At 63.2% G+C, this 20022-nt stretch carries 20 protein-coding genes; 15 read left to right on the top strand and 5 right to left on the bottom strand.

Going from position 1 to position 20022, the window contains the following annotated elements; translation table 11 throughout:
* The first annotated feature begins 160 nt into the window (after positions 1-160).
* From MESS4_RS15985 to rpsI, 5 genes are all read left to right on the top strand, one after another.
* A complete protein-coding gene (locus MESS4_RS15985; protein ID WP_006332701.1) occupies positions 161-616 on the top strand; it encodes a PaaI family thioesterase in 456 nt (151 codons plus the stop codon).
* A 55-nt stretch (positions 617-671) separates the two neighbouring features.
* On the top strand, positions 672-839 hold the full coding sequence (locus MESS4_RS34555) for a type II toxin-antitoxin system HicA family toxin (protein WP_244441142.1): 168 nt from the start codon (positions 672-674) through the stop codon (positions 837-839).
* A gap of 20 nt (positions 840-859) precedes the next feature.
* Positions 860-1258, top strand: a complete 399-nt coding sequence (locus MESS4_RS15975) for a type II toxin-antitoxin system HicB family antitoxin (RefSeq protein WP_006332697.1) — start codon at positions 860-862, stop codon at positions 1256-1258.
* 280 nt (positions 1259-1538) lie between these two features.
* The gene (rplM, locus tag MESS4_RS15970; RefSeq protein ID WP_006332693.1) at positions 1539-2003 is read left to right on the top strand and encodes a 50S ribosomal protein L13; all 465 of its coding nucleotides are present in this window, start codon (positions 1539-1541) and stop codon (positions 2001-2003) included.
* Position 2004: 1 nt separating this feature from the next.
* Positions 2005-2487, top strand: a complete 483-nt coding sequence (gene rpsI / locus MESS4_RS15965; protein ID WP_006332691.1) for a 30S ribosomal protein S9 — start codon at positions 2005-2007, stop codon at positions 2485-2487.
* Between the two features lie 159 nt (positions 2488-2646).
* Here rpsI and MESS4_RS15960 read toward each other — a convergent pair whose 3' ends face one another.
* On the bottom strand, positions 2647-3555 hold the full coding sequence (locus MESS4_RS15960) for a LysR family transcriptional regulator (protein WP_006332689.1): 909 nt from the start codon (positions 3553-3555) through the stop codon (positions 2647-2649).
* A gap of 95 nt (positions 3556-3650) precedes the next feature.
* On the opposite strand from MESS4_RS15960, the gene MESS4_RS15955 reads away from it, so the two are divergent.
* Positions 3651-4523: an aldo/keto reductase family oxidoreductase gene (locus tag MESS4_RS15955; RefSeq protein ID WP_006332687.1), complete on the top strand. Its 873-nt coding sequence runs from the start codon at positions 3651-3653 to the stop codon at positions 4521-4523.
* Between the two features lie 265 nt (positions 4524-4788).
* Here the strand turns inward: MESS4_RS15955 and MESS4_RS15950 are convergent, their stop codons facing one another.
* Positions 4789-5847, bottom strand: coding sequence for a glycerophosphodiester phosphodiesterase family protein (locus tag MESS4_RS15950; protein WP_006332685.1), 1059 nt, complete (start codon positions 5845-5847; stop codon positions 4789-4791).
* A gap of 357 nt (positions 5848-6204) precedes the next feature.
* Here MESS4_RS15950 and speB point away from each other — a divergent pair, with 357 nt between their 5' ends.
* The 3 genes from speB to MESS4_RS15935 are packed head-to-tail and all read left to right on the top strand — an operon-like array spanning position 6205 to position 9026.
* Positions 6205-7206, top strand: coding sequence for an agmatinase (gene speB / locus MESS4_RS15945; protein ID WP_006332679.1), 1002 nt, complete (start codon positions 6205-6207; stop codon positions 7204-7206).
* Positions 7207-7236: 30 nt separating this feature from the next.
* Positions 7237-8169, top strand: a complete 933-nt coding sequence (argC, locus tag MESS4_RS15940) for an N-acetyl-gamma-glutamyl-phosphate reductase (RefSeq protein WP_006332678.1) — start codon at positions 7237-7239, stop codon at positions 8167-8169.
* A gap of 11 nt (positions 8170-8180) precedes the next feature.
* Positions 8181-9026 carry an aminoglycoside phosphotransferase family protein gene (locus MESS4_RS15935; protein ID WP_006332677.1) on the top strand — a complete coding sequence of 282 codons (846 nt, stop codon included), beginning with the start codon at positions 8181-8183 and terminating at the stop codon, positions 9024-9026.
* On the opposite strand, the gene MESS4_RS15930 is transcribed toward MESS4_RS15935, so the two are convergent.
* Entirely contained in the window at positions 9016-10107 is a 1092-nt protein-coding gene (locus MESS4_RS15930) for a COX15/CtaA family protein (protein ID WP_006332676.1), read from the bottom strand. The two genes, MESS4_RS15935 and MESS4_RS15930, sit on opposite strands and share 11 nt — an antisense overlap.
* Before the next feature lie 153 nt (positions 10108-10260).
* Here MESS4_RS15930 and MESS4_RS15925 point away from each other — a divergent pair, with 153 nt between their 5' ends.
* Positions 10261-10476 (top strand): DUF2842 domain-containing protein, encoded by a 216-nt coding sequence (locus tag MESS4_RS15925; RefSeq protein WP_006332675.1) that lies wholly within the window; start codon positions 10261-10263, stop codon positions 10474-10476.
* 4 nt (positions 10477-10480) lie between these two features.
* Here MESS4_RS15925 and MESS4_RS15920 read toward each other — a convergent pair whose 3' ends face one another.
* A complete protein-coding gene (locus MESS4_RS15920; protein WP_006332674.1) occupies positions 10481-11539 on the bottom strand; it encodes a polysaccharide deacetylase family protein in 1059 nt (352 codons plus the stop codon).
* Between the two features lie 90 nt (positions 11540-11629).
* Here MESS4_RS15920 and MESS4_RS15915 point away from each other — a divergent pair, with 90 nt between their 5' ends.
* Positions 11630-12859 carry a GNAT family N-acetyltransferase gene (locus MESS4_RS15915; RefSeq protein ID WP_006332666.1) on the top strand — a complete coding sequence of 410 codons (1230 nt, stop codon included), beginning with the start codon at positions 11630-11632 and terminating at the stop codon, positions 12857-12859.
* Positions 12860-12922: 63 nt separating this feature from the next.
* Here the strand turns inward: MESS4_RS15915 and MESS4_RS15910 are convergent, their stop codons facing one another.
* A complete protein-coding gene (locus MESS4_RS15910) occupies positions 12923-15100 on the bottom strand; it encodes an exopolysaccharide transport family protein (RefSeq protein ID WP_006332665.1) in 2178 nt (725 codons plus the stop codon).
* A 300-nt stretch (positions 15101-15400) separates the two neighbouring features.
* Between MESS4_RS15910 and MESS4_RS15905 the strand changes: the two genes are divergently transcribed.
* The 4 genes from MESS4_RS15905 (at position 15401) to MESS4_RS15890 (ending at position 20000) form a co-directional block, all read left to right on the top strand.
* Positions 15401-15964 carry a polysaccharide biosynthesis/export family protein gene (locus MESS4_RS15905; RefSeq protein ID WP_006332663.1) on the top strand — a complete coding sequence of 188 codons (564 nt, stop codon included), beginning with the start codon at positions 15401-15403 and terminating at the stop codon, positions 15962-15964.
* Positions 15965-15973: 9 nt separating this feature from the next.
* Positions 15974-17110, top strand: a complete 1137-nt coding sequence (locus MESS4_RS15900) for a glycosyltransferase family 4 protein (RefSeq protein ID WP_036241434.1) — start codon at positions 15974-15976, stop codon at positions 17108-17110.
* 95 nt (positions 17111-17205) lie between these two features.
* Positions 17206-18741, top strand: a complete 1536-nt coding sequence (locus MESS4_RS15895) for an undecaprenyl-phosphate glucose phosphotransferase (RefSeq protein ID WP_006332661.1) — start codon at positions 17206-17208, stop codon at positions 18739-18741.
* Positions 18738-20000, top strand: a complete 1263-nt coding sequence (locus MESS4_RS15890) for an O-antigen ligase family protein (RefSeq protein ID WP_006332660.1) — start codon at positions 18738-18740, stop codon at positions 19998-20000. Before MESS4_RS15895 ends, MESS4_RS15890 begins: the two co-directional genes overlap by 4 nt.
* Positions 20001-20022: the final 22 nt, after the last annotated feature.

The following is a 20022-nucleotide window of genomic DNA, read 5'->3' as shown; positions in this document are numbered from 1 at the left end:
CCTCTTCATCGGCCGGCGGCATCGGATTCGCGGGCCATGGAACAAAAGAACTAGCACGCTGCCGATTGAAGAACAGCCACGAGACGTGTTTTCTCAAACCCGACAATTGGCCCAGGCGCCCCACCCTGAGCCCGTACCGCCTCCATATAGGAAACCGCTTATGTCCGCCCAAGACAATCTCGAACCGGTGCTGACGGCGGCGGAAGTCAATGCGCTGATGGCAACCATCTATCCCCAGATCAACGATCAGTTCACCTTCTACGAGGCGCTGGATGTGTTTCCCGGCGGCTGCACGGTGCGGCTCAACGCCGGCGCGCGGCATCTGCGCCCCGGCGGCACTGTGTCCGGCCCATCACTGTTCACGCTTGCCGACATTGGCGGCTATGTCTGCGTGCTTTCGCATGCCGGGCCGGACGCGCTTTCGGTCACCATCAACCTCAACATCAATTTCGTCCGCAAGGCCGAAGCCGGGCCGATCGACGGCCATTGCCGCATCCTGAAGCTGGGCAAGAGCCTGATGGTGTTCGACATCGATATCGTCGCCGGGCCGGATGGACATACGGTGGCGCATGCCACGGGAACCTATTCGATCCCGCCGAAACGGACGTCGTCCTGACAATTGTATTTTTTCGTTCGATGTGTATATATATGCGCATAGGTGCCGCAAGATCGTGAAGCGCCTCAAGGATGAAGGTTTCGAGCTGATTTCCGTGCGCGGCTCGCATCACAAATTCCGCAAAGGTACGATCGTGTTGATTGTCCCCCATCCTGAGAAGGATCTGCCAGCCGGCACCGCTCGCGCAATCGCCAAGCAGGCCGGCTGGATAAGAGCGATCTGAAACGTTCGAAGAGACATGCAATGAAGAATTATTTCGCCTTGGTCGACAAAGATCCCGACAGTGCCTTCGGCATCCGCTTCCCGGATATTCCCGGCTGCTTTTCGGCTGCGGACGAAGCGGAAGATATCGTACCGAATGCGGTTGAAGCACTGCAATTGTGGGCGGAAGACATGCCCGTTCCCGAACCGTCGAGCCATGAAGCGATCCTTGCGCTTCCCGATATCCGCAGTGCGCTTGCTGAAGGCGGCTATCTGGTCTCGGTGCCGCTCATCGACAATGACAGCGCCGTCGTCAGGGCCAACGTGACCTTCGAGCGCGGTGTTTTGCGAGCAATCGATGCCGTAGCGCGCGAACGTGGCATAACGCGATCTGCATTCCTCTCCAGTGCGGCTCGCAAGGAAATCGAGGCCAAGCATTAAACTCGAAAGGGCTTTGTAGCCACGTCGTATCATTTTGGTGTGGTAAAATAATACCTTTTTATCAACCGATTGTTTTTGCTTAACTTTTCTTGCCAATGCGCTTTTCAAGTGCCTTGACGCAACCACCGCCCTCTCCTATAAGCCCTCACGAAGCAGCGGCCCGCAAAGGCCGCCGTTTTGTTATTGGCGGCGGGCTAGCGCTCATTGCCAATCCAAGCAACAAGAAACGCCCTTCTCCTATGTTTGAAAATGGGAAGGTCCGAACCGAAAGCAGAAATCCATGACAACCTTTTCGCAGAAGCCTGCGGATGTGGTGAAGAAGTGGGTGCTGATCGACGCCGAGGGTCTCGTCGTCGGCCGCCTCGCCACTGTCATCGCCAACCATCTTCGCGGTAAGCACAAGCCCACCTTCACCCCACATGTCGACGACGGCGACAATGTCATCGTCGTGAATGCCGACAAGGTGGTGTTCACCGGCAAGAAGTTCACCGACAAGGTCTATTACTGGCACACCGGCCATCCCGGCGGCGTCAAGGAGCGCACCGCGCGCCAGCTGCTCGAGGGCCGTTTCCCCGAGCGTGTCGTCGAGAAGGCCGTCGAACGCATGATCCCGCGCGGCCCGCTCGGCCGTCGCCAGATGAAGAACCTCCGCGTCTATGCAGGCACGGAACATCCGCATGTCGCCCAGCAGCCCGTCACCCTCGACGTGGCCAAGCTGAACGCCAAGAACAAGAAGGCTTCGTAAGATGGCTGAGCTTTCCTCGCTCGCAGAACTCGGAACTGCCACCGGCAACACCAATACGCAAGCCGCGGCACCCGTCCATGTCCAGAAGCTCGACAAGTCGGGCCGCGCCTATGCCACCGGCAAGCGCAAGAACGCCATCGCGCGCGTCTGGGTGAAGCCCGGCTCCGGCAAGATCGTCGTCAACGACAAGGTGTTCGCGGAATATTTCGCGCGCCCGGTCCTGCAAATGATCCTCAACCAGCCGATCATCGCCGCCAACCGCGCCGGCCAGTACGACATCGTCGCCACCGTCATCGGCGGCGGCCTCTCCGGCCAGGCCGGCGCCGTGCGCCACGGCATCTCGAAGGCGCTGACCTACTACGAGCCGACGCTGCGCGCCGTGCTCAAGAAGGGCGGCTTCCTGACCCGCGACAGCCGCGTCGTCGAGCGCAAGAAGTACGGCAAGGCGAAGGCCCGCCGCTCGTTCCAGTTTTCCAAGCGCTAAACGCTACGCTTCGTCAGACGATCGAAAGGCCGCCCCGGGCGGCCTTTCTTGCGAATGGCGGCTGACTGTCACCCCACCCGGCGCTTCGCGCCGAACCGCCACACCACCAATTCTGGCCGCTTTGCCATGTAGGTGGGTTCGCGCGCCTGACGGCAGACGTCAAGGTTGGTAAGTCCATGCCTTGATGAAGTCGACGAACGCCCGCAGCGGTGCGGGCACGAGGCGCCGCCCGGGGTAGTAGAGGAACGGCCCCGAGAAGTGCTGCCACCACGGTTCGAGGACGGGTTCGAGGGCGCCGCTATCAAGATACGGGCGCAGCCAGTCCTCGAACAGCTTCACGATGCCAACGCCGGCGATGGCTGCATCAACGGCGAGATCCGCTCCTCCGCCCAGGGTCACGAGAAGCGGTCCCGTCGGATCGACGCGCACCACCTCGCCGTCGCGCTCGAACTCCCACGGCGTTATCGCACCGCTGGGAAAGCGGCCACGCAGACAGGCATGCTCCAGCAGATCGCGAGGGTGTTCGGGCCGACCATGGCGATCAAGGTAAGCCGGAGAAGCAGCGGCGGCGAAGCGCTGGACGCGAGGCCCGATCGGCACCGCGATCATGTCCTGCTCCAGCCGCTCCTCGTAGCGGATGCCGGCGTCGCAGCCGGCCGCCAATACGTCAACGAAGCTCTCCTCGGCGATCACCTCCAGCCGGATGCCGGGATAGGCGGCGAGGAACGGTGGAACGATGTGGGGCAGCACCAGCCGCGCCGCGCTGACCGGGACGTTCAGGCGCAGTGAGCCCGCCGCCCGATCGCGAAAGCCATTCACCACGTCGAGGGCCGACTCCACCTCGGTCAACGCCGGGCCGAGCCGCTCCAGCAAGCCATGACCGGCTTCGGTCAAGACGACGCTGCGCGTCGTTCGGTTGAGCAGCCTGACGCCGAGCTGCGCCTCAAGACGGCGCACCGCCTCGCTCAAGCCAGACGCGCTGCTGCCGCTGGCGCGCGCGCCATCGCGAAAGCCCTTGGCGCGCGCCACCGCCACGAAGGCGTTCAGATCACCCAGATCGACCTTCACTGTTCGCTACTCCGCACAGCCTGTGCCGATTGTACCCAGTTATCGCAGGATCGGACAACGCCTATCTGTGTGTCATCATTCAAAGGAGACAGACCATGTCCAGCATCGACAAGTCAGGCACATTCACTCTCGGCGACCGCTCCGTGAAGCGGCTCGGCTATGGCGCCATGCAGCTCGCCGGGCCTGGCGTTTTCGGCCCGCCCAAGGATCATGACGCGGCCCTGGCCGTGCTGCGCGAGGCCGTGTCATCCGGCGTGAACCACATCGACACCAGCGACTTCTACGGCCCGCATGTCACCAACCAGGTGATCCGCGAGGCGCTCGCACCCTATTCCGACGACCTCGTCATCGTCACCAAGATCGGCGCCCGTCGCGGTGCCGATGGATCATGGCTGCCGGCCTTCTCGCCGGAAGCGCTGACCGAGGCGGTGCACGATAATCTGCGCAATCTCGGGCTCGACGTGCTGGAGGTGGTCAACCTGCGGATCATGTTCGACACGCACGGCCCCGCCGAAGGGTCGATCGAGGCGCCGCTCACCGTGCTGGCCGAACTCCAGCGGCAGGGCCTGGTGCGCCACATCGGGCTGAGCAACGTAACCCGCGCGCAGATCGCGGAAGGCCGCCGCATATGCGACATCGTCTGCGTCCAGAACCAGTACAATCTGGCGCACAGGGATGACGACCAACTGATCGACGAGCTAGCCCGCGACGGCATCGCCTATGTGCCGTTCTTTCCGCTTGGCGGCTTCAACCCGTTGCAGTCGTCGACCTTGTCCGGTGTCGCGGCGCGTCTTGGCGCCACGCCCATGCAGGTCGCGCTCGCCTGGCTGCTGCAGCGTGCGCCCAACATCCTGCTGATACCGGGCACCTCGTCTGTCGCGCATCTCAGGGAAAACCTTGCGGCAGGCGAACTCGAACTGTCGGAGGATGTCGTCAAGGAGTTGGATGGTGTGGCTATGGCCGCCTGAGGGGCGGACGAAACGCGATGCAGCTTGATGAGCGAAGGGGCGCCTTCGGGCGACCTTTGGGTGCTCGGCTGTCACCCCACCCGCGCCTGCGGCGCGACCTCCCCATCAAGGGGAGGTAGGAGGTCGCGGCAGTTCCCGCTCGCCGAGCAAACTGCAAAGGCCGGCCGGGTGACGCAACGATGGTCTGAATGTAAGGCGCGACACCCTACCTCCCCTCGATGGGGAGGTCGGCGCGAAGCGTCGGGTGGGGGTGAAGCGCCCACGTCTAGTTGATGCTTGCCGTATTCGCCGGCTCAGCCGGCCGCGCCTCGTCGGTATAGGGTATGCGGTAGCCATTGGCGGCCAGCCAGTCGATCGCGGCCTTCGGCTCGTCGGTCTGGATGATGGTGGCGCCGCGCTCGGCCCAGAAACCCCAGGTCTCGGCGGGCAGGCTGGCCAGCACCGCCAGCTCGTCGCCGCGACCGCCGGCAAGGAAGCCGCCCGGCTTGTTGACGATGGCGTAAGTATTGGCCCAGATGTGCCAGTCGCCCCTCACCGCCACCGCGCGCATGCGCGGGCTGAACAGCGGACCGCCGGTCTCGGTCAGCGTCTCGCTGCCCGCCCGCCAGTTGATCAGCTCAATCGCGCGCGCTGAAAAGGCCCGGCTGACCGTTTCGGCGAAGCGAGCGTCGCGCACGGCGTCGTCGGCGACGATCGGCATGAACTGGAAGCCGCCGCCGATCGCATCCATGGCCGCCTTGACCGTGGCGATCCTGTCCGCATTCCACAGATTCTCCTTGACGATCACCTGCTCGGCCATGCCGAGATCGCGGGCGATCGCGATCATGCTCGGCAGGGCCTGGACGTCGAGCTTGTTGTCGAGGTTGATGAGGATCCGGTCCTTGGTCGCCATCAGCATCTCGCGCAGCGTCGAGGCCGTTTCGCCGGATACGACGCCGGTGCCTTCCACGACCAGCCGGCATTTCCTGAGTTCCGCCAGCGTGTAGTCGACCACCTCGCCCTTGCAGGTCGTCGTGCGGTCGAGCCAGCTGTCATGCATGACGACGAATTCGCCGTCCTTCGAGCGCCTGATGTCGACCTCGACGATCTCGGCGCCCATGGCGATCGAGCCTTCCACGGCCGCGAGCGAGTTTTCCGGGTAAAGCGTCTTGCCGGCCTGCATGCTGCCGGCGCGATGCGCGGCCACCATCACATGGTCACGCCATTGGTTGGCGTGTTCGAAGCGATCGAGGATCTGCCGGGCGCGGGTTTCGCCGGCCGCGGCGTGGCCAAGGGAGGCGGCCAGCGCGGCGGAAAACAGAAGGCCTTGCCAAATAGCCCGCATCGAGAATCACTCCGTTCCGGATCGCAACCCGGTTAGGCGATGCGCGTGACAGGCAGGTGAACGAAGCCGGCTATGGGCTTTTGCGCGACTGCACAAAGATGACGAGCGCACCCGCATCGGCATGGTGCGGTTGCGGCGCATGGCGCCTGTCGCGCCCCTGCAATGGAATCATGCTGAAACCACGTCAGCAGCTCTCCGAGCGAGACGCCGATGGGAGAAAAGCGGTCTGCCTCATGATGATACAAATCCTGTTTTGCCAGGGCACTTGCGAGGCGCGATTTCGTCTCGCCAAGCTGTGACTGGCGTGTTGCGTGCCGGTTCTGTAGTTGTGGCAGCCCGACAAACCGAGGATCCGTAATGGCGAACCAAAACATCGACCACGCCTTCACTGCCCGCTCGAAGACGGGCGCATCCTTCGAGCCGACCTATGCCGGCGCGCTGTCGTTCATGCGACGCAGATACACGAAGGACGTGAAGGGCGCGGACGCCGTGGTGTGGGGAATTCCCTTCGATGCCGCAGTCACCAACCGGCCAGGCGCTCGCTTCGGGCCGCAGGCGATCCGCCGCGCCTCGACCATCCTCGACAATGATCCGCAATATCCGTTTTCGCGCGACCTGTTCGAACACCTCGCCGTGGTCGACTATGGTGATTGCCTGCTCGACAGCGGCAATCACCAGAAGACGCCCGGCACGATCGAGCGCGAGGCGGCAAGGATCCTGAAATCCGGCGCCTTCCTGCTATCGCTGGGCGGCGACCATTTCGTCACCTGGCCGCTGCTCAAGGCGCATGCCGCCATCCATGGGCCGCTCGCCCTGGTGCAATTCGACGCCCACCAGGACACCTGGCCCGACGACGGCAAGCGCATCGATCACGGCTCCTTCGTCGGCCGCGCGGTCAAGGACGGCATCATCGACCCCGACCGCTCGATCCAGATCGGCATCCGCACCCACGCGCCCGACACGTTCGGCATCAAGATCCTCTACGGTCATGAAGTGGAGGAGATGCGCGCATCCGACATCGCCTATGCCATAGTCGACCGCACCGGAGGCAAGAAGACCTACCTCACCTTCGACATCGATTGCCTGGACCCGGCCTTCGCGCCCGGCACCGGCACGCCGGTCGCCGGCGGTCCGTCTTCGGCCAAGATCCTGTCGGCGCTGCGCCAGCTCACCCAGGTCGACATCGTCGGCGCCGATGTCGTGGAGGTTGCGCCGGCCTATGATCACGCCGATATAACGGCAATCGCCGGATCGATGGTGGCCATGCACTATCTCGGGCTCCTGGCGGAACGAAAGGCCCGGCTCGAAGAGATGAACAATGGCAATCATGTTGCAGTGAATCACGGACACGGCATATAGCTTTGAAATATCAGGGATTTTGATCAGGCAATGAAACCGAAAATCTTCATCGACGGCGAGCACGGCACCACCGGTCTCCAGATCAGGGCGCTGCTTGCCGAGCGGGGCGACCTGGAGATCATCTCGATCCCGACCGAGCGCCGCAAGGAAACGGAGGCACGCGCTGAATTCCTCAATGCCGCCGATGTCGCGATCCTGTGCCTGCCGGACGACGCGGCGAAAGAGAGCGTTTCGCTGATCGCCAACGACACCACCAAGGTCATCGACGCCTCGACCGCGCATCGCGTCGCCGAGGGCTGGGAGTATGGTTTCGCCGAAATGGACAGGGATCAGGCGAAAAAGATCGCCGAGGCGAAGCGCGTCGCCAATCCGGGCTGCTGGCCACAAGGGCCGATCGCGACGCTGCGGCCACTGGTGACGGCCGGGCTGTTGCCGCCGGATTTTCCGGTTACCGTCAACGGCATTTCGGGCTATTCGGGCGGTGGCCGCCCGATGATCGAGGATTATGTCGCCAAGGGCGAGGATGCGTCTGAATTCCTGCCCTATGGGCTGACCCTGCAGCACAAGCATGTGCCCGAACTCAGGACTTACGCGAAGCTCTCGCACGATCCGATCATGCAGCCGGCGGTCGGCAATTTCGCGCAAGGCATGATCACGGTGGTGCCGCTGCAACTCGGTGGCCTCGACCGTGTACCGACCGGCGCCGAGCTTCATGCGGCGATCGCCGATCATTTCTCAGGCATAGAGGGCGGCGTGGTCGAAGTGGCGCCTTATGCGCATCTGGAGCGCGTGCCCGAGATCGATCCGGAAACCTATAACGGCACCAACCGGATGAAGGTCTACGTCTTCGCCAATGACAAACGCGCGCAGGCGCTGCTGCTGGCCGTCTATGACAATCTCGGCAAAGGCGCTTCGGGCGCCGCCGTGCAGAACATGGATTTGATGCTCGGCCTCAAACATTGAGTTCGGGGGCATTGAGTCCGACGCCGAACTTCCCGCGCCGCTGGAAGCTCGCCGGCGGCGCGGAGCTGATTGCCGAGACCTTTTCCAGCCGCATCTGGAAGGTTGTTCGCGCCGACGGTTCGCCGGCGATCGTCAAGGCGCTGAAACCGTTCGACGACGTCGCTGACGAATTGCGCGGCGAGCACTTTCTCGCCTGGCGGCGCGGCGAAGGCACGGTGCGACTGCTTGGTCGCGATGGCCACAGCATGCTCCTCGAATATGCCGGCGACAGGCTCCTGTCGCATGATCTTGCCGAACAGGGCGACGACGCTACCACGGCAATCGCCGCCGAGGTGATGACGAAGCTGTTTTCGCCGTCGAACTACCCTTTCCCGCCGGAACTTCAGCCGCTCGCGGAACGGTTCGCCAGCCTGTTCAGCAAGGCCAGGGCCGACCGCGATGCCGGGCATGCCAGTCTCTATGTCGAAGCCGCGGCGACGGCCGAACGGCTGTTGGCCGAGCCGCATGACGTCAGGCCGCTGCATGGCGACCTGCACCACGACAACATCATGCGCGGGCCGCGCGGCTGGCTGGCGATCGATCCGAAGGGCGTGCTCGGCGATCCCGGCTTCGATGCGGCGAACATGTTCTACAATCCGCTCGACCGCGACGATCTCTGCCTTGATCCGCAGCGGATTGCCCACATGGCCAACATCTTCGCCATGACGCTCGGTCAGACACCCCGCGCCATTCTCGAACACGCCGTCGCCTATGGCTGCCTGTCGGCCGCATGGCATTATGAAGATGCCAACGAGAGCGAGGAGAACCGTGAATTGTCCATTGCCACGGCGATCCGGGCAGTGCGGCTCAGCCTCTGACCGTTATCTCGTTGGGCAGTGGATAGGCGCCCTTGGTGCCGCGCCAATGCGCTGCGGCAAAGCCCAGCAGGACAAGCGCGAAACCTTGATGCGTCAGGGCCATGTGCAGCGGCACCTGCATCAGCAGCGTGCCGATGCCGATCGAAGCCTGCACAAGCACCAGCAGGAAGAGAAGCGTGGCACGGCGGGCATGTGTCGTACCTGGATGGCGGCGATGCGTCGCGATCATGTGCCACAGCGCCACGACGAAAACCGCATAGGCGCCGAGCCGGTGGACGAATTGCACCGTCTTGGGGTTCTCGAAAAAGTTGCGCCATGCCGGTTCGAGGAGGAGCAGATCGCCGGGGATGAGCTTGCCGTCCATCAGCGGCCAGGTGTTGTAGCTGAGGCCGGCATCGAGCCCGGCGACCAGCCCGCCGAGATAGATCTGCACCAGCGCCAAAAGCACCAGGAAGCCGGCCAGACGCTGCGTCGAGCGGTCAGCCGCGGGTTCGGAGTGCGGCGCCAATCCACGTGCGACGACCATGGTCGCGGTGAAGATCAGCGCCGCAAGCGTCAAATGGGTCGCCAGCCGGTACTGGCTGACGGAGACCCTGTCGACCAGCCCGGACGCCACCATCCACCAGCCGATCGCACCCTGCAGGCCACCGAGCAGAAGAATGCCGACGAGCTTTGGGCCAAGGCCGCGCTCGATGCGGCGCGTCGCCCAGAAGTACAGAAGCGGCAGGGCAAAGACCACGCCGACGCCGCGCGCGAGAATGCGGTGCACCCATTCCCACCAGAAGATCGATTTGAACGCTTCGAGGCTCATGCCCTTGTTGAGTTCGGCATATTGCGGGATCTGCTGGTAGCGCTGGAACTCCTCCTGCCATTCGGTGTCGTTGAGCGGCGGGATGACGCCATGGATCGGCTGCCACTCGGTGATCGACAGACCGGAATCGGTGAGCCTGGTGGCGCCGCCAACCAGCACCAGCGCAAACAGCGCCAGAAGCACGACATAGAGCCAGCCGCGCAGCAGCGCCCGGTTGTGCAGGTCGCGGTCGCGGGCCACGTAAGGCGCGGCAGCTAATATGGCAGCCATGGGCTCGTCCCGGCAGGTTGAAGTCGCGGATTGGTGAACCATCGCAACCCGGCTGGCAAGACCAGACGGCGCGGCACGCCGTCGCGCCGCCTGTCTCGGGTTGCGCGTCCCTGTCTCAAGGCTTATTCGAGGCGCTTGAAAAGAGGCTGAGCCATGCCCATTCGCCTGAAAAAGCTGATCGGAACCTTCCTGCTGGTGGCGCTGGTCATCGTCTATGCCTTGGTCGCATCGATCTTTGCGGTGGCCCAATTGTCGGAATCGGGACCGCTTGTCCATTTCCTTTTCTTCCTGTTCAGCGGACTGCTTTGGGTGCTGCCGGCAATGGGCATCATCAAATGGCTGATCCTGGAGCCGCGCCCAAAAGCCTGAAGCGCTAGATCGTAACCACCATCTTGCCGGCATTGGCCAGCGGCGTCGTCACGCCCGACAGCATGGTGCGGATATGGGCGACGCTCTGGTAGCGGCCGTTGATCGAAATGCGCGGCAAGGCGTGCAGGAAGCCTGAATGTTCGGCGCGCAGCACGCCGTGGCGCGTCGTCACCGCCGAGACATAGCCGGCGTCGCGGGCAAAGCCGACTTCACGGCCGCCGACGGCGCTGGCATAGCCATAGGGATAGGCGAGATGGCGCGGCTCGTCGCCGAGTTCCGCCTGCAATATGCGCCTGACGTCGTCGACCTCGTGCCGCGCATCGGCTTCGGAAAGCCGCTTCAGATTGCGATGGTTGACCGTATGCGCGCCGATCGTCACCAACGGATGCGCGGCGATAGCGCGGATCTCGTCCCAGTTCATCAGCGTGCTCGAGCGCAATCCTTCCAACGCGATGCCATTCGACCGGGCCAGCTCGCGCAGCACCTTGCGCTGGTCTTCCTCGCGGACTTCCAGCGTCAGGAGGGCGTGCAGACGCGCATTGGCCTGGAGTTTCTTGCCCGGCGTCGAGCAGTCGATCGTCACCGGGCCGTCCGGCGTCATCAGCGTCAAGCGATCGCGCGCGTTGATGATGTCCTCGATCACTTCCCACCACAAATCGGCGGCACCATCGATCAACCCCGGCGCGACATAGATGGTGATCGGCGCGCCGTGCTTTTCCAGCATGGGCAGCGCCTCGGTCATGTTGTCGCGATAGGCGTCGTCGGCGGTGATCGCGGCGAATTGACCGCCCTTGCCACCGGCCTTGATGCGCTCGATCGCCTCGTCCATGGCGACGAAGGTGTAGCCATTCGCTTTCATATCGGCGACGACGGCGTCTAGAAACCCGGGCGCTATGTTGAGATGCCGGTTGACGCCATTCGGCTTTTCCGGCGTGGCGGTGACCCGGTGCAGCATCAATATGGCGCCGATGCCGCCGACAAACGGCTTCGCCAGCGGGGCAAGGCCACTATAGCGCGCGACGTTGAGCGCCAGTTTCCGTATTGCCTCGCCCCCGTCGATCATTCATTCACCTTTTGCGCCTAGGCTCATCCAAGCACGGAATGCGCCTGCGCGTACCCCAAAACGCGATGAATACGCCCCAAGGATTGAGGTATGGTTGACGCCACTGCGTCATTTGACGGCAATCGACTCGCGGCCAGCGAGGCGTCGCCGCGTGCACTGCCAATTGATAAAATCAACCTGTCCGTTTCGGCCGCCGACGGCGCAGCACTTGCGGCCTATGCCAAACTCTGCCGTTCGGCCGTGTTCGCGCCGGCCCAGAGCGCGGCCTGGATCCTGAATTGGGCTGCCGAGACCGGCCCGGACATTGTCATGGCGACGCTAAGCTCCGGAGATCGGCCGGTTTTTGCGCTGGCATTGGAAGTCACCCGCCGCGGACCGTTTCGTGTTGCCCGTTTCGTGGGCGGCCGCCATGCCAACGGCAATTTTGCCGCCGCCGATCCGCATTGGCTGGCCAGTGCGCATGGCGAGGCCATCCGATCGGTGCTGACTGCGATTGCCAAGGCGCGGCCGGACATCGATCTCGTCGCGTTGGAACGCCTGCTGCCAGACCTGGACGGTATTGCCAATCCGCTTGCATCCTTCCCGCATTTTCCGAGCCCAAATCTGTCTCTCGCAGCCGATCTGGCGGGAGGTTTCGATGCATTGCTGTCGCGCGCGATCGGCAAGCGCAGGCGCAAGAAGCACCGCTCGCAGATGCGCAAGTTCGAGGCCGTCGGCAGCCACCGCCGCATCGAGGCCAAAACTCCGGAGGAAGCGAACAGGCTGCTCGACGCCTTCTTCGAGATGAAGGAATTCCGCTTCCGCAAGATGGGTGTCGCCAATGTCTTCGGCGAGCCCGAGGTTCGCGCTTTCTTCCGCGCGCTGTTCATCGGAGCGCTTGCCGAGGAAAGGTCGTTCTTCCTGCTGCATGGGCTTGAAGTCGCCGGCAAGCTTCGCGCCGTCACCGGGTCGAGCCGCTCGGGCAAACGCCTGATCTGCGAATTCGGAGCGATCGCCGAGGACGATCTTGCCCACACCAGCCCCGGCGACTTCCTGTTCTTCGATAACATCGAGGAGGCGTGTGAGAGGGGCTTCGAAATCTATGATTTTTCGGTCGGCGACGAACCTTACAAACGGCTGTGGTGCGATATCGAGACGCAGCATTTCGAGGTGCTGTTTCCCTTGACGCTGAAGGGCCGTGCGCTGGCGCTTGAGCTGCGGCAAGGCGCGCGGCTGAAGAGTTTCATCAAGAACAGCCCGACGGTCTGGAAGCTGACCAAGCTGCTTCGCCGCAAGACAGTCGGACAGGCCGCGCCTGTCACCAACGAAGACGATAACTGACACCGCTGAAAATCTGAGACCTTTCAGAAATTCGCTCCACTCCGAGTAGAACTATCGGAGGTTTCATGCCGCCGAACGCCGTCCCGGCACTGGCGTGCCCGGCGTCACGTGGCCGACCGGCGTCACCAACGTCAGATCGGGATAGCCGCTTTCGATCAAGCTGACAGCGGCCTGCGCCACCTCGTCGTCCGGCTCCAGCATGGACAGGAAGACCTCGCTGCCCTCGCCCACCAGGCGGCTGATGCCTTGAGCATCGGCAGGGCCGCATTCGACCACGACCAGATCGTAGGCGGTGGTCAGCGACTGCATGATGATCGGCAGACGGTCGGCGGCGCGCATGGCGCGCACCGGATCGGCGGTGCCAACGGGAATGACGTGGCAGTCCGAATAAAGATCGGGATGGATCACGTCGCTGAATTGCGCTTCGGAGGCGAGCAGATTGGTGATGCCAGGGAACAGCCCGCTGTCCAGCATCGGCCGCGAGGCGGCGCCCGAAGCGGTGAGATCGAGCAGGAGCACACGCAGACCGGCGTCGGAGACTTCGCGTGCCACCAGCACCGCCGAGGCGGCAGCTTCGTCGCCTTCCGGCGAGACGAATATGGCGCGCGCAGCACCAGTTGAGATCAGTTTCTCCGCAGCCTTGTCGATGTCGACTTCGCCGAGCGTGACGCGCGGCGGTTCGGCAGCCTCGTATTCGGCAGCGGCTTCCTCCGCCGAAACCGTATCCGGCTCGGCTTCGGCCTCAGCGTCATAATCCCCGGCCTCGTCGATTTCGGCAACCGCGGGCTCCTGTCGGGCAACCGGCATGGCGACCTGCTCGATCCGCTCGAAATGGGCACCGGCGGCCGGCCGCATGGCGCGGCCTGAAAACAACTCCTTGAGAAGTGTAACGATTGCCATGAGCAACAACGAGCCGACGAAGGCCGCGCCGACGATCGGCAGGATCTTCGGGAAATAAGGTTCGGACGGCGTCACGGCGCGCGAAAAGACCCGCGCGTCGACCGGCAGATAATTGCGGTCCTGGCGCGAGGATGCCTCGCGGTATCGGGTCAGGTAGGATTCGAGCAGCTGGCGCTGAGCGGTCGCTTCGCGCTGCAGCGCATCCAGTTCGACCTGCTCTTCGCCGGCATGCGCCGATGCGGCCTTCAGCGTGTTGACCTCGGCGACGAGCTGGTTTTCGCGGGCCTGCGCGGTCTGCGCCTGCGTCATCAGCCCTTTCATGATCTTTTCCGCCTCGTTGCGGATCTGGCGGTCGAGATCGGCAAGCTGCGACTTCAGCGCCCGGATGCGTGGATGATTGTCGAGCAAGGTGGTGGAAAGATCGGCGATGTTGCTCTTGAGTTCGACCTGCCGCTCGCGCAGGCGCTGGATCAATTCCGAGGACAAGACCTCAGGCACCGCATCCAGCGAACCGCCGCCCTGCAACGCCTTGCGCACGCTGTCGGCGGTCGCTTCCGCCGAAGCGCGGCTAGCACGCACCCGCGACAGTTCGCTCGACAGTTCCGAAAGTTGCTGCGTGGCGAGCACCGCATTGTTGCCGCCCATCAAGAGGTCGGACTGGGCGCGGTAAGTCGCGACCTTGGCCTCGGCATCCTTCACCCGCTTCGACAGATCGGCGATCTCAGGCGCCAGCCACTCGGTGGCCGCGGAATTGGATTCGGTCTTGGCGTCGCCCTGGACCGAAATGTAGGCATCGGCGATGGCGTTCGGAATCTCGGCGGCGAGCCTGGGATCCTCAGACGAGAATTCGATGACGATAACGCGAGACTTTTCAACGCGATAGACGTTGAGCTTCTCGCGCATCGTCTTCAGCACGCGCTCTTCCGGCGGAATCTCGTTGGGGTCGCTTTTCAGGCCGGCGATGACGAGCAGACGGCTCAATGTCGACATGCCCACCGTCTCGTCGAACTCGGCCAGCCGCGACAGGTTCAGCTTTTGCGCAACCTGCTTGAGGATGTCGGTGGAGGAAATGACTTCGACCTGGCTGGTCACACCTTCCTCGTCGAGGATGGGCTTGTCGTTGTCATTGGTGCCGTCGGGGCGCGTGTAGACCGATTCGCGCGTTTCGATCAGAATCCGTGTTTCGGCCTGGTAATGCGGCGTGGCGAGCCAGGCGAGCGCGTAAGCCAGGCCGGTCACTACAAGCGCAACGACAAGAATACGCAGCCAGTTACTCGCAAGGCTAGCGAAGAGCTGCCTGAGATCAACGTCGACATCTGCGGCCGCGGACTGAACGGACATGCATCCCTACTCCGATACTGAAGCGCGTCGCGTTTGAGCCGATTCACTTTTGCGCGACATGCATTGGTCAGCACGCACCGTAAACAACTATGGTAACTCAGCCGTTAAGATCACGGTAAGCACCTGTTAGGCTTTGCTGGCGGGCGGCAAACAAAGCCGTGAACTCGAACCTGCTTTGTCGATTTGCCGCCGTATCGGTCGCAGGCCTTTACCGCCCATTAACCCTAACAGGATGATAACGGACCTCGATCGTTAAGGTTTGCCCCACAGTCGCGGGCCATTGAAGGTACGTGTCCGGTCATGAAAAGCACTGCTTCCCTCTTCCGTGCGCTGCTTGCCGTGTCGATGCTGGCCGGTTGCTCCAGCTACCGGCCGACGCCAGCGGCTTTCCACAAGATGCTCGACCAGCCCTATCGCCTTGGCGCCGGCGACCGCGTCCGCGTCACGGTCTTCGAGCAAGATGGATTGACCAACACCTACAATGTCGACCAGTCCGGCTACGTATCATTGCCGCTCGTCGGCGCTGTTCCCGCACGCGGCCACACCGCCCAGCAGCTCGAAGGCGCGATCGCCGACAAGCTGCGCCAGGGCTATCTGCGCGATCCGGATGTTTCGGTCGAGATCGACCGTTACCGGCCGATCTTCGTCATGGGTGAAGTGGGTGCGGCGGGCCAATATTCCTATGTTCCAGGCCTGACGGTGCAGAAGGCGGTTGCCATCGCCGGCGGCTTCACGCCGCGCGCTAACCAGGAAAGCGTCGATATCACCCGCGACATCAACGGCAAGGTGATAACCGGACGCGTGGTAACCTCCGATCCGCTTCTGCCCGGCGACACAGTCTACGTTCGCGAACGCCTGTTCTAGACCAGCCACGTGGCGGACACACTCAGGATCGTCCACTGCTTTCGCTCACCCGTCGGAGGGATTTTCCGGCATGTGCGCGACCTGACCGAGGCGCAGGTCGCGGCCGGTCATTCCGTCGGCATCGTCTGCGATTCGACGACGGGCGGCGATTTCGAGGAAGGCCTGTTCGAAAACATGAAAGACAGTCTGGCGCTCGGCATCCACCGCACACCGATGCAGCGGCATGTCGGACCGGGCGACCTCGCGTCGGCATGGCGCACCTTCAGGATTATCAAGGAATTGCGGCCGGACGTGCTGCACGGCCATGGCGCCAAGGGTGGCACCTATGCCCGTCTGTTCGGCTCATTGTTGCGGGTATCCAGGTCTCGCGTAGCCCGCCTTTATTCGCCGCATGGCGGCTCTCTCCACTATGACGAGACGACTACGACGGGAAAGCTGTTCTTCGCCCTCGAACGGTCCATGGCGCGCTTCACCGACTGTCTTCTGTTTGTCTCCGATTATGAAAGGCGGATCTACCGCAAGAAGGTCGGCGAGCCGCCCATCCCGAACAGGCTGGTCTATAATGGCTTGCGCGCCGCCGAGTTCGAGCCAGTGCGGACCGAGCGGAATGCGGCCGATCTCCTCTATATCGGCATGATGCGCGACCTCAAGGGACCGGACATCTTCATCGACGCCCTTGTCCTTGCCGGAGCGCGGCTTGGCCGGCCGTTGAAGGCGGTGATGGTCGGCGACGGCGACGACCTGCCACGTTATCACGCGCAAGTGAAGCGGCTCGGCCTCGACGGCCATGTGCGCTTCCTGCCGCCGATGCCGGCCAGATCCGCCTTCGCGCTGGCCGAGCTGGTTGTCGTTCCCTCGCGGGCGGAAGCCATGCCCTATATCGTGCTGGAGACGCTCGCGGCCGGCAAATCGATGATCGCCACCGCGGTCGGCGGCATACCGGAAATCTTCGGCGCCGGCTCCCTTGCCCTGATCTGGCCAGACCCGCATGAACTTGGCGACAGGGTGAGCGAAGCGCTGGCCGACCCCAAGGCCTACAGGCGCCTGATGCCCGATGCCGCCGACCTCAAGGCGCGCTTCGGCGCCGACGTCATGGCCGCCGAGATCGAGAAGGCCTATTTCGCCGCGCTCGGGCGCCGGCATTGATCCTAGTCTCGCAGACCGCTCCAAAGCCACCTGTTGTTTCAAGGGTTTCTTAGCTCTCTTTTGCTATTCACCTGAGGGAAGCTAGCGGATGTCCCATGAACGAGATCGATCCCGCACGCCGCTTTTCGATAGACGCGGTGCGCAAATTCGACGGCCCGGCCGGTCGCGATGCGCCCGGCGGGATGAATGACGTCGCCCGTCAGGTCGCTTCGCAATACAGGCGCGATACGATGTCGCCGATCATGGTCAGCGGCGTCCTGCGCATGGTCGAATTCGCGCTCCTGTTGCTGTCGGGCCTGTGCGTCTATTTCCACTATGTCGGCTTCTTCACCTATCTGGCCTGGCAATATCCGCTGACGATCGCCGCCGCTTCGCTTCTCGCCGTGGTGCTGTTCGATGTGACCGACTGCTACCAGATCGTCTCGCTGATGCGGCCGATCGCCAATTTCGGCCGTCTGCTGCTGGTCTGGGCCGGCACTTTCGCCCTGATGGCGCTGACGGCATTCGTCATGAAGATGTCGGAAGACTATTCGCGCCTGTTTTTCGGCACCTGGTTTGTCGTCGGTTTCGTGCTGATCTTCAGTCTCAGGCTGGTGATGTCGAAGCTGATCCGGCGCTGGGCGCGCGACGGGCGCATGGAGCGCCGCGCCGTCATCGTCGGCGGCGGCAAGACGGCGGAGATCCTGATCCGCTCGGTCGAAAAGCAGCCCTACAACGACATCCGAATCTGCGGGATCTTCGACGACCGCGGCGACAAGCGCTCACCGCCCATCGTCGCCGGCTACCCCAAGCTCGGCACCATTTCCGAGCTGATCGAGTTCGCCCGTATCGCCCGCATCGACATGCTGATCGTGTCGCTGCCGCTCACCGCCGAATCGCGCGTCCTGCAATTGCTGAAGAAGCTGTGGGTTCTGCCGGTCGATATCCGGCTCTCCGCCCATTCGAACGCACTGCAGTTTCGCCCGCGCGCCTATTCCTACATCGGCTCCGTGCCGATGCTCGATATTTTCGACAAGCCGATCAACGACTGGGATTCGGTCGCCAAGCGCGCCTTCGACATCGTCTTCTCGATCATCGGCATCATCGTGTTCTCGCCGGTGATGCTGGCGACCGCGATCGCCATCAAGCTCGACAGCAAGGGACCGGTGCTGTTCCACCAGAAGCGGCATGGCTTCAACAACGAGATCATCGAGGTCTACAAGTTCCGTTCGATGTACACGGACAAGGCGGACCCGACGGCCAAGCAGACGGTGACCAAGAACGACCCGCGCGTGACCCGCGTCGGCCGCTTCATCCGCAAGACCTCGATCGACGAGTTGCCGCAGTTCTTCAACTCTCTCTTCGGCTCGCTGGCGCTGGTCGGGCCGCGCCCGCATGCCATTGCCGCCCAGTCGCACAACCTTCTCTACAACGAAGTGGTCGACGGCTATTTCGCCCGCCACAAGGTCAAGCCCGGCGTGACCGGCTGGGCGCAGATCAATGGCTGGCGCGGCGAGATGGACACCAATGAGAAGATCCGCATGCGGACGGAATACGACCTCTATTACATCGAGAACTGGTCTCTGCTGTTCGACCTGAGGATCCTGTTCCTGACACCGGTTAGGCTGCTCAACACGGAAAACGCCTATTGAGCGCCGTCACCCATGAACTGCCGCCGGCCGCGGTCAACGCCAAGCTGATCGCGCTGATCGCGTCGGGTGCGGTTTTCCTCGGTGTCTTCCTGTCCGGCTTCGTCATCGACGAGCCGGCGCCATACGACCTCTATATGGTCGGGCTGATGGTGGTATGGGCCTTGTTCGGCCTGCGCATATCGCGCGCGGCGGCGCCGCTGCTGGTGCTGCTGGTGATCATGAACATCGGCGGCATGATCTCGATGACGCAGATGTCGGACCTCGCCGGCACGCCGCTCTATCTCGGCGTTTCGCTGTTCCTTGCCTTCACCGCGGTGTTCTTCGCCTCGGTGACCGCGGTCGAGCCCAGCCTCTACCGGCTGATCTTCCTGGCCTATGTCGTCTCGGCGGTGCTGACCGCCTTGCTTGGTATCGCCGGCTATTTCCATGCCTTCCCCGGCGCGGAGATCTTCACCAAATACGACCGCGCAGCCGGCGCCTTCCAGGACCCGAATGTGTTCGGGCCGTTCCTGGTGCTGCCGGGCATCTACCTGCTCTATCTCCTGCTGACCGGGCCGGTCTCGCGCATGCCCCTGCTGGCGGTGCCGCTGCTGATCATCACGGCGGGCATCTTTTTCTCGTTCTCGCGCGGCGCCTGGGGCATGTTCGGCGTGTCGGCGATCCTGCTCACCGGCACCCTGTTCCTGCAGAGCGCCAGCGGCAAGTTCCGGCTGCGCGTCGTCGTCATGACCATCGCGGCCATTGCGCTGCTGGTCATCGCGATGCTCGTCATCCTGCAGCTTCCGGGCGTTTCGGAAATGTTTTCCAGCCGCGCCCAGTTGGAACAGAGCTATGACACGGCCCGCCTCGGCCGCTTTGCCCGCTACGCGATCGGCTTCCAGATGGCGCTGGAGCATCCGCTCGGCATCGGCCCGCTCGTCTTCGGCACCATTTATGGCGAGGATACGCACGATATCTGGCTGAAGATGCTGATGGACTATGGCTGGCTCGGCTTCGTGTCGTTCCTGACGCTGACCTTGTGGACCATATCAGCCGGCTTCCGCATTCTCCTGCGCGACAGGCCGTGGCAACCCTATCTTCTGTGCGCCTATGTCGCCTTCATCGGCAATATCGGGCTCGGCACCTTCATCGACATCGACCACTGGCGCCATGTCTATCTGCTGCTCGGACTGATCTGGGGAGCGATTGCGCTGGAATACCGCCATCAGCGGCAGTTGCGGGCGGCGGTGCGCTTGGTACCGGTGGCGGCCAGGGCATGATGGACTTTTGGGGGCAAGTCCA

It is taken from the genome of Mesorhizobium sp. STM 4661 (assembly GCF_000359125.1).
In the GTDB taxonomy this organism is placed as follows: Bacteria; Pseudomonadota; Alphaproteobacteria; order Rhizobiales; family Rhizobiaceae; genus Mesorhizobium.
The sequence above is the reverse complement of the archived record's forward strand: the minus strand, read 5'-3'. Positions and strand labels throughout refer to the sequence as shown.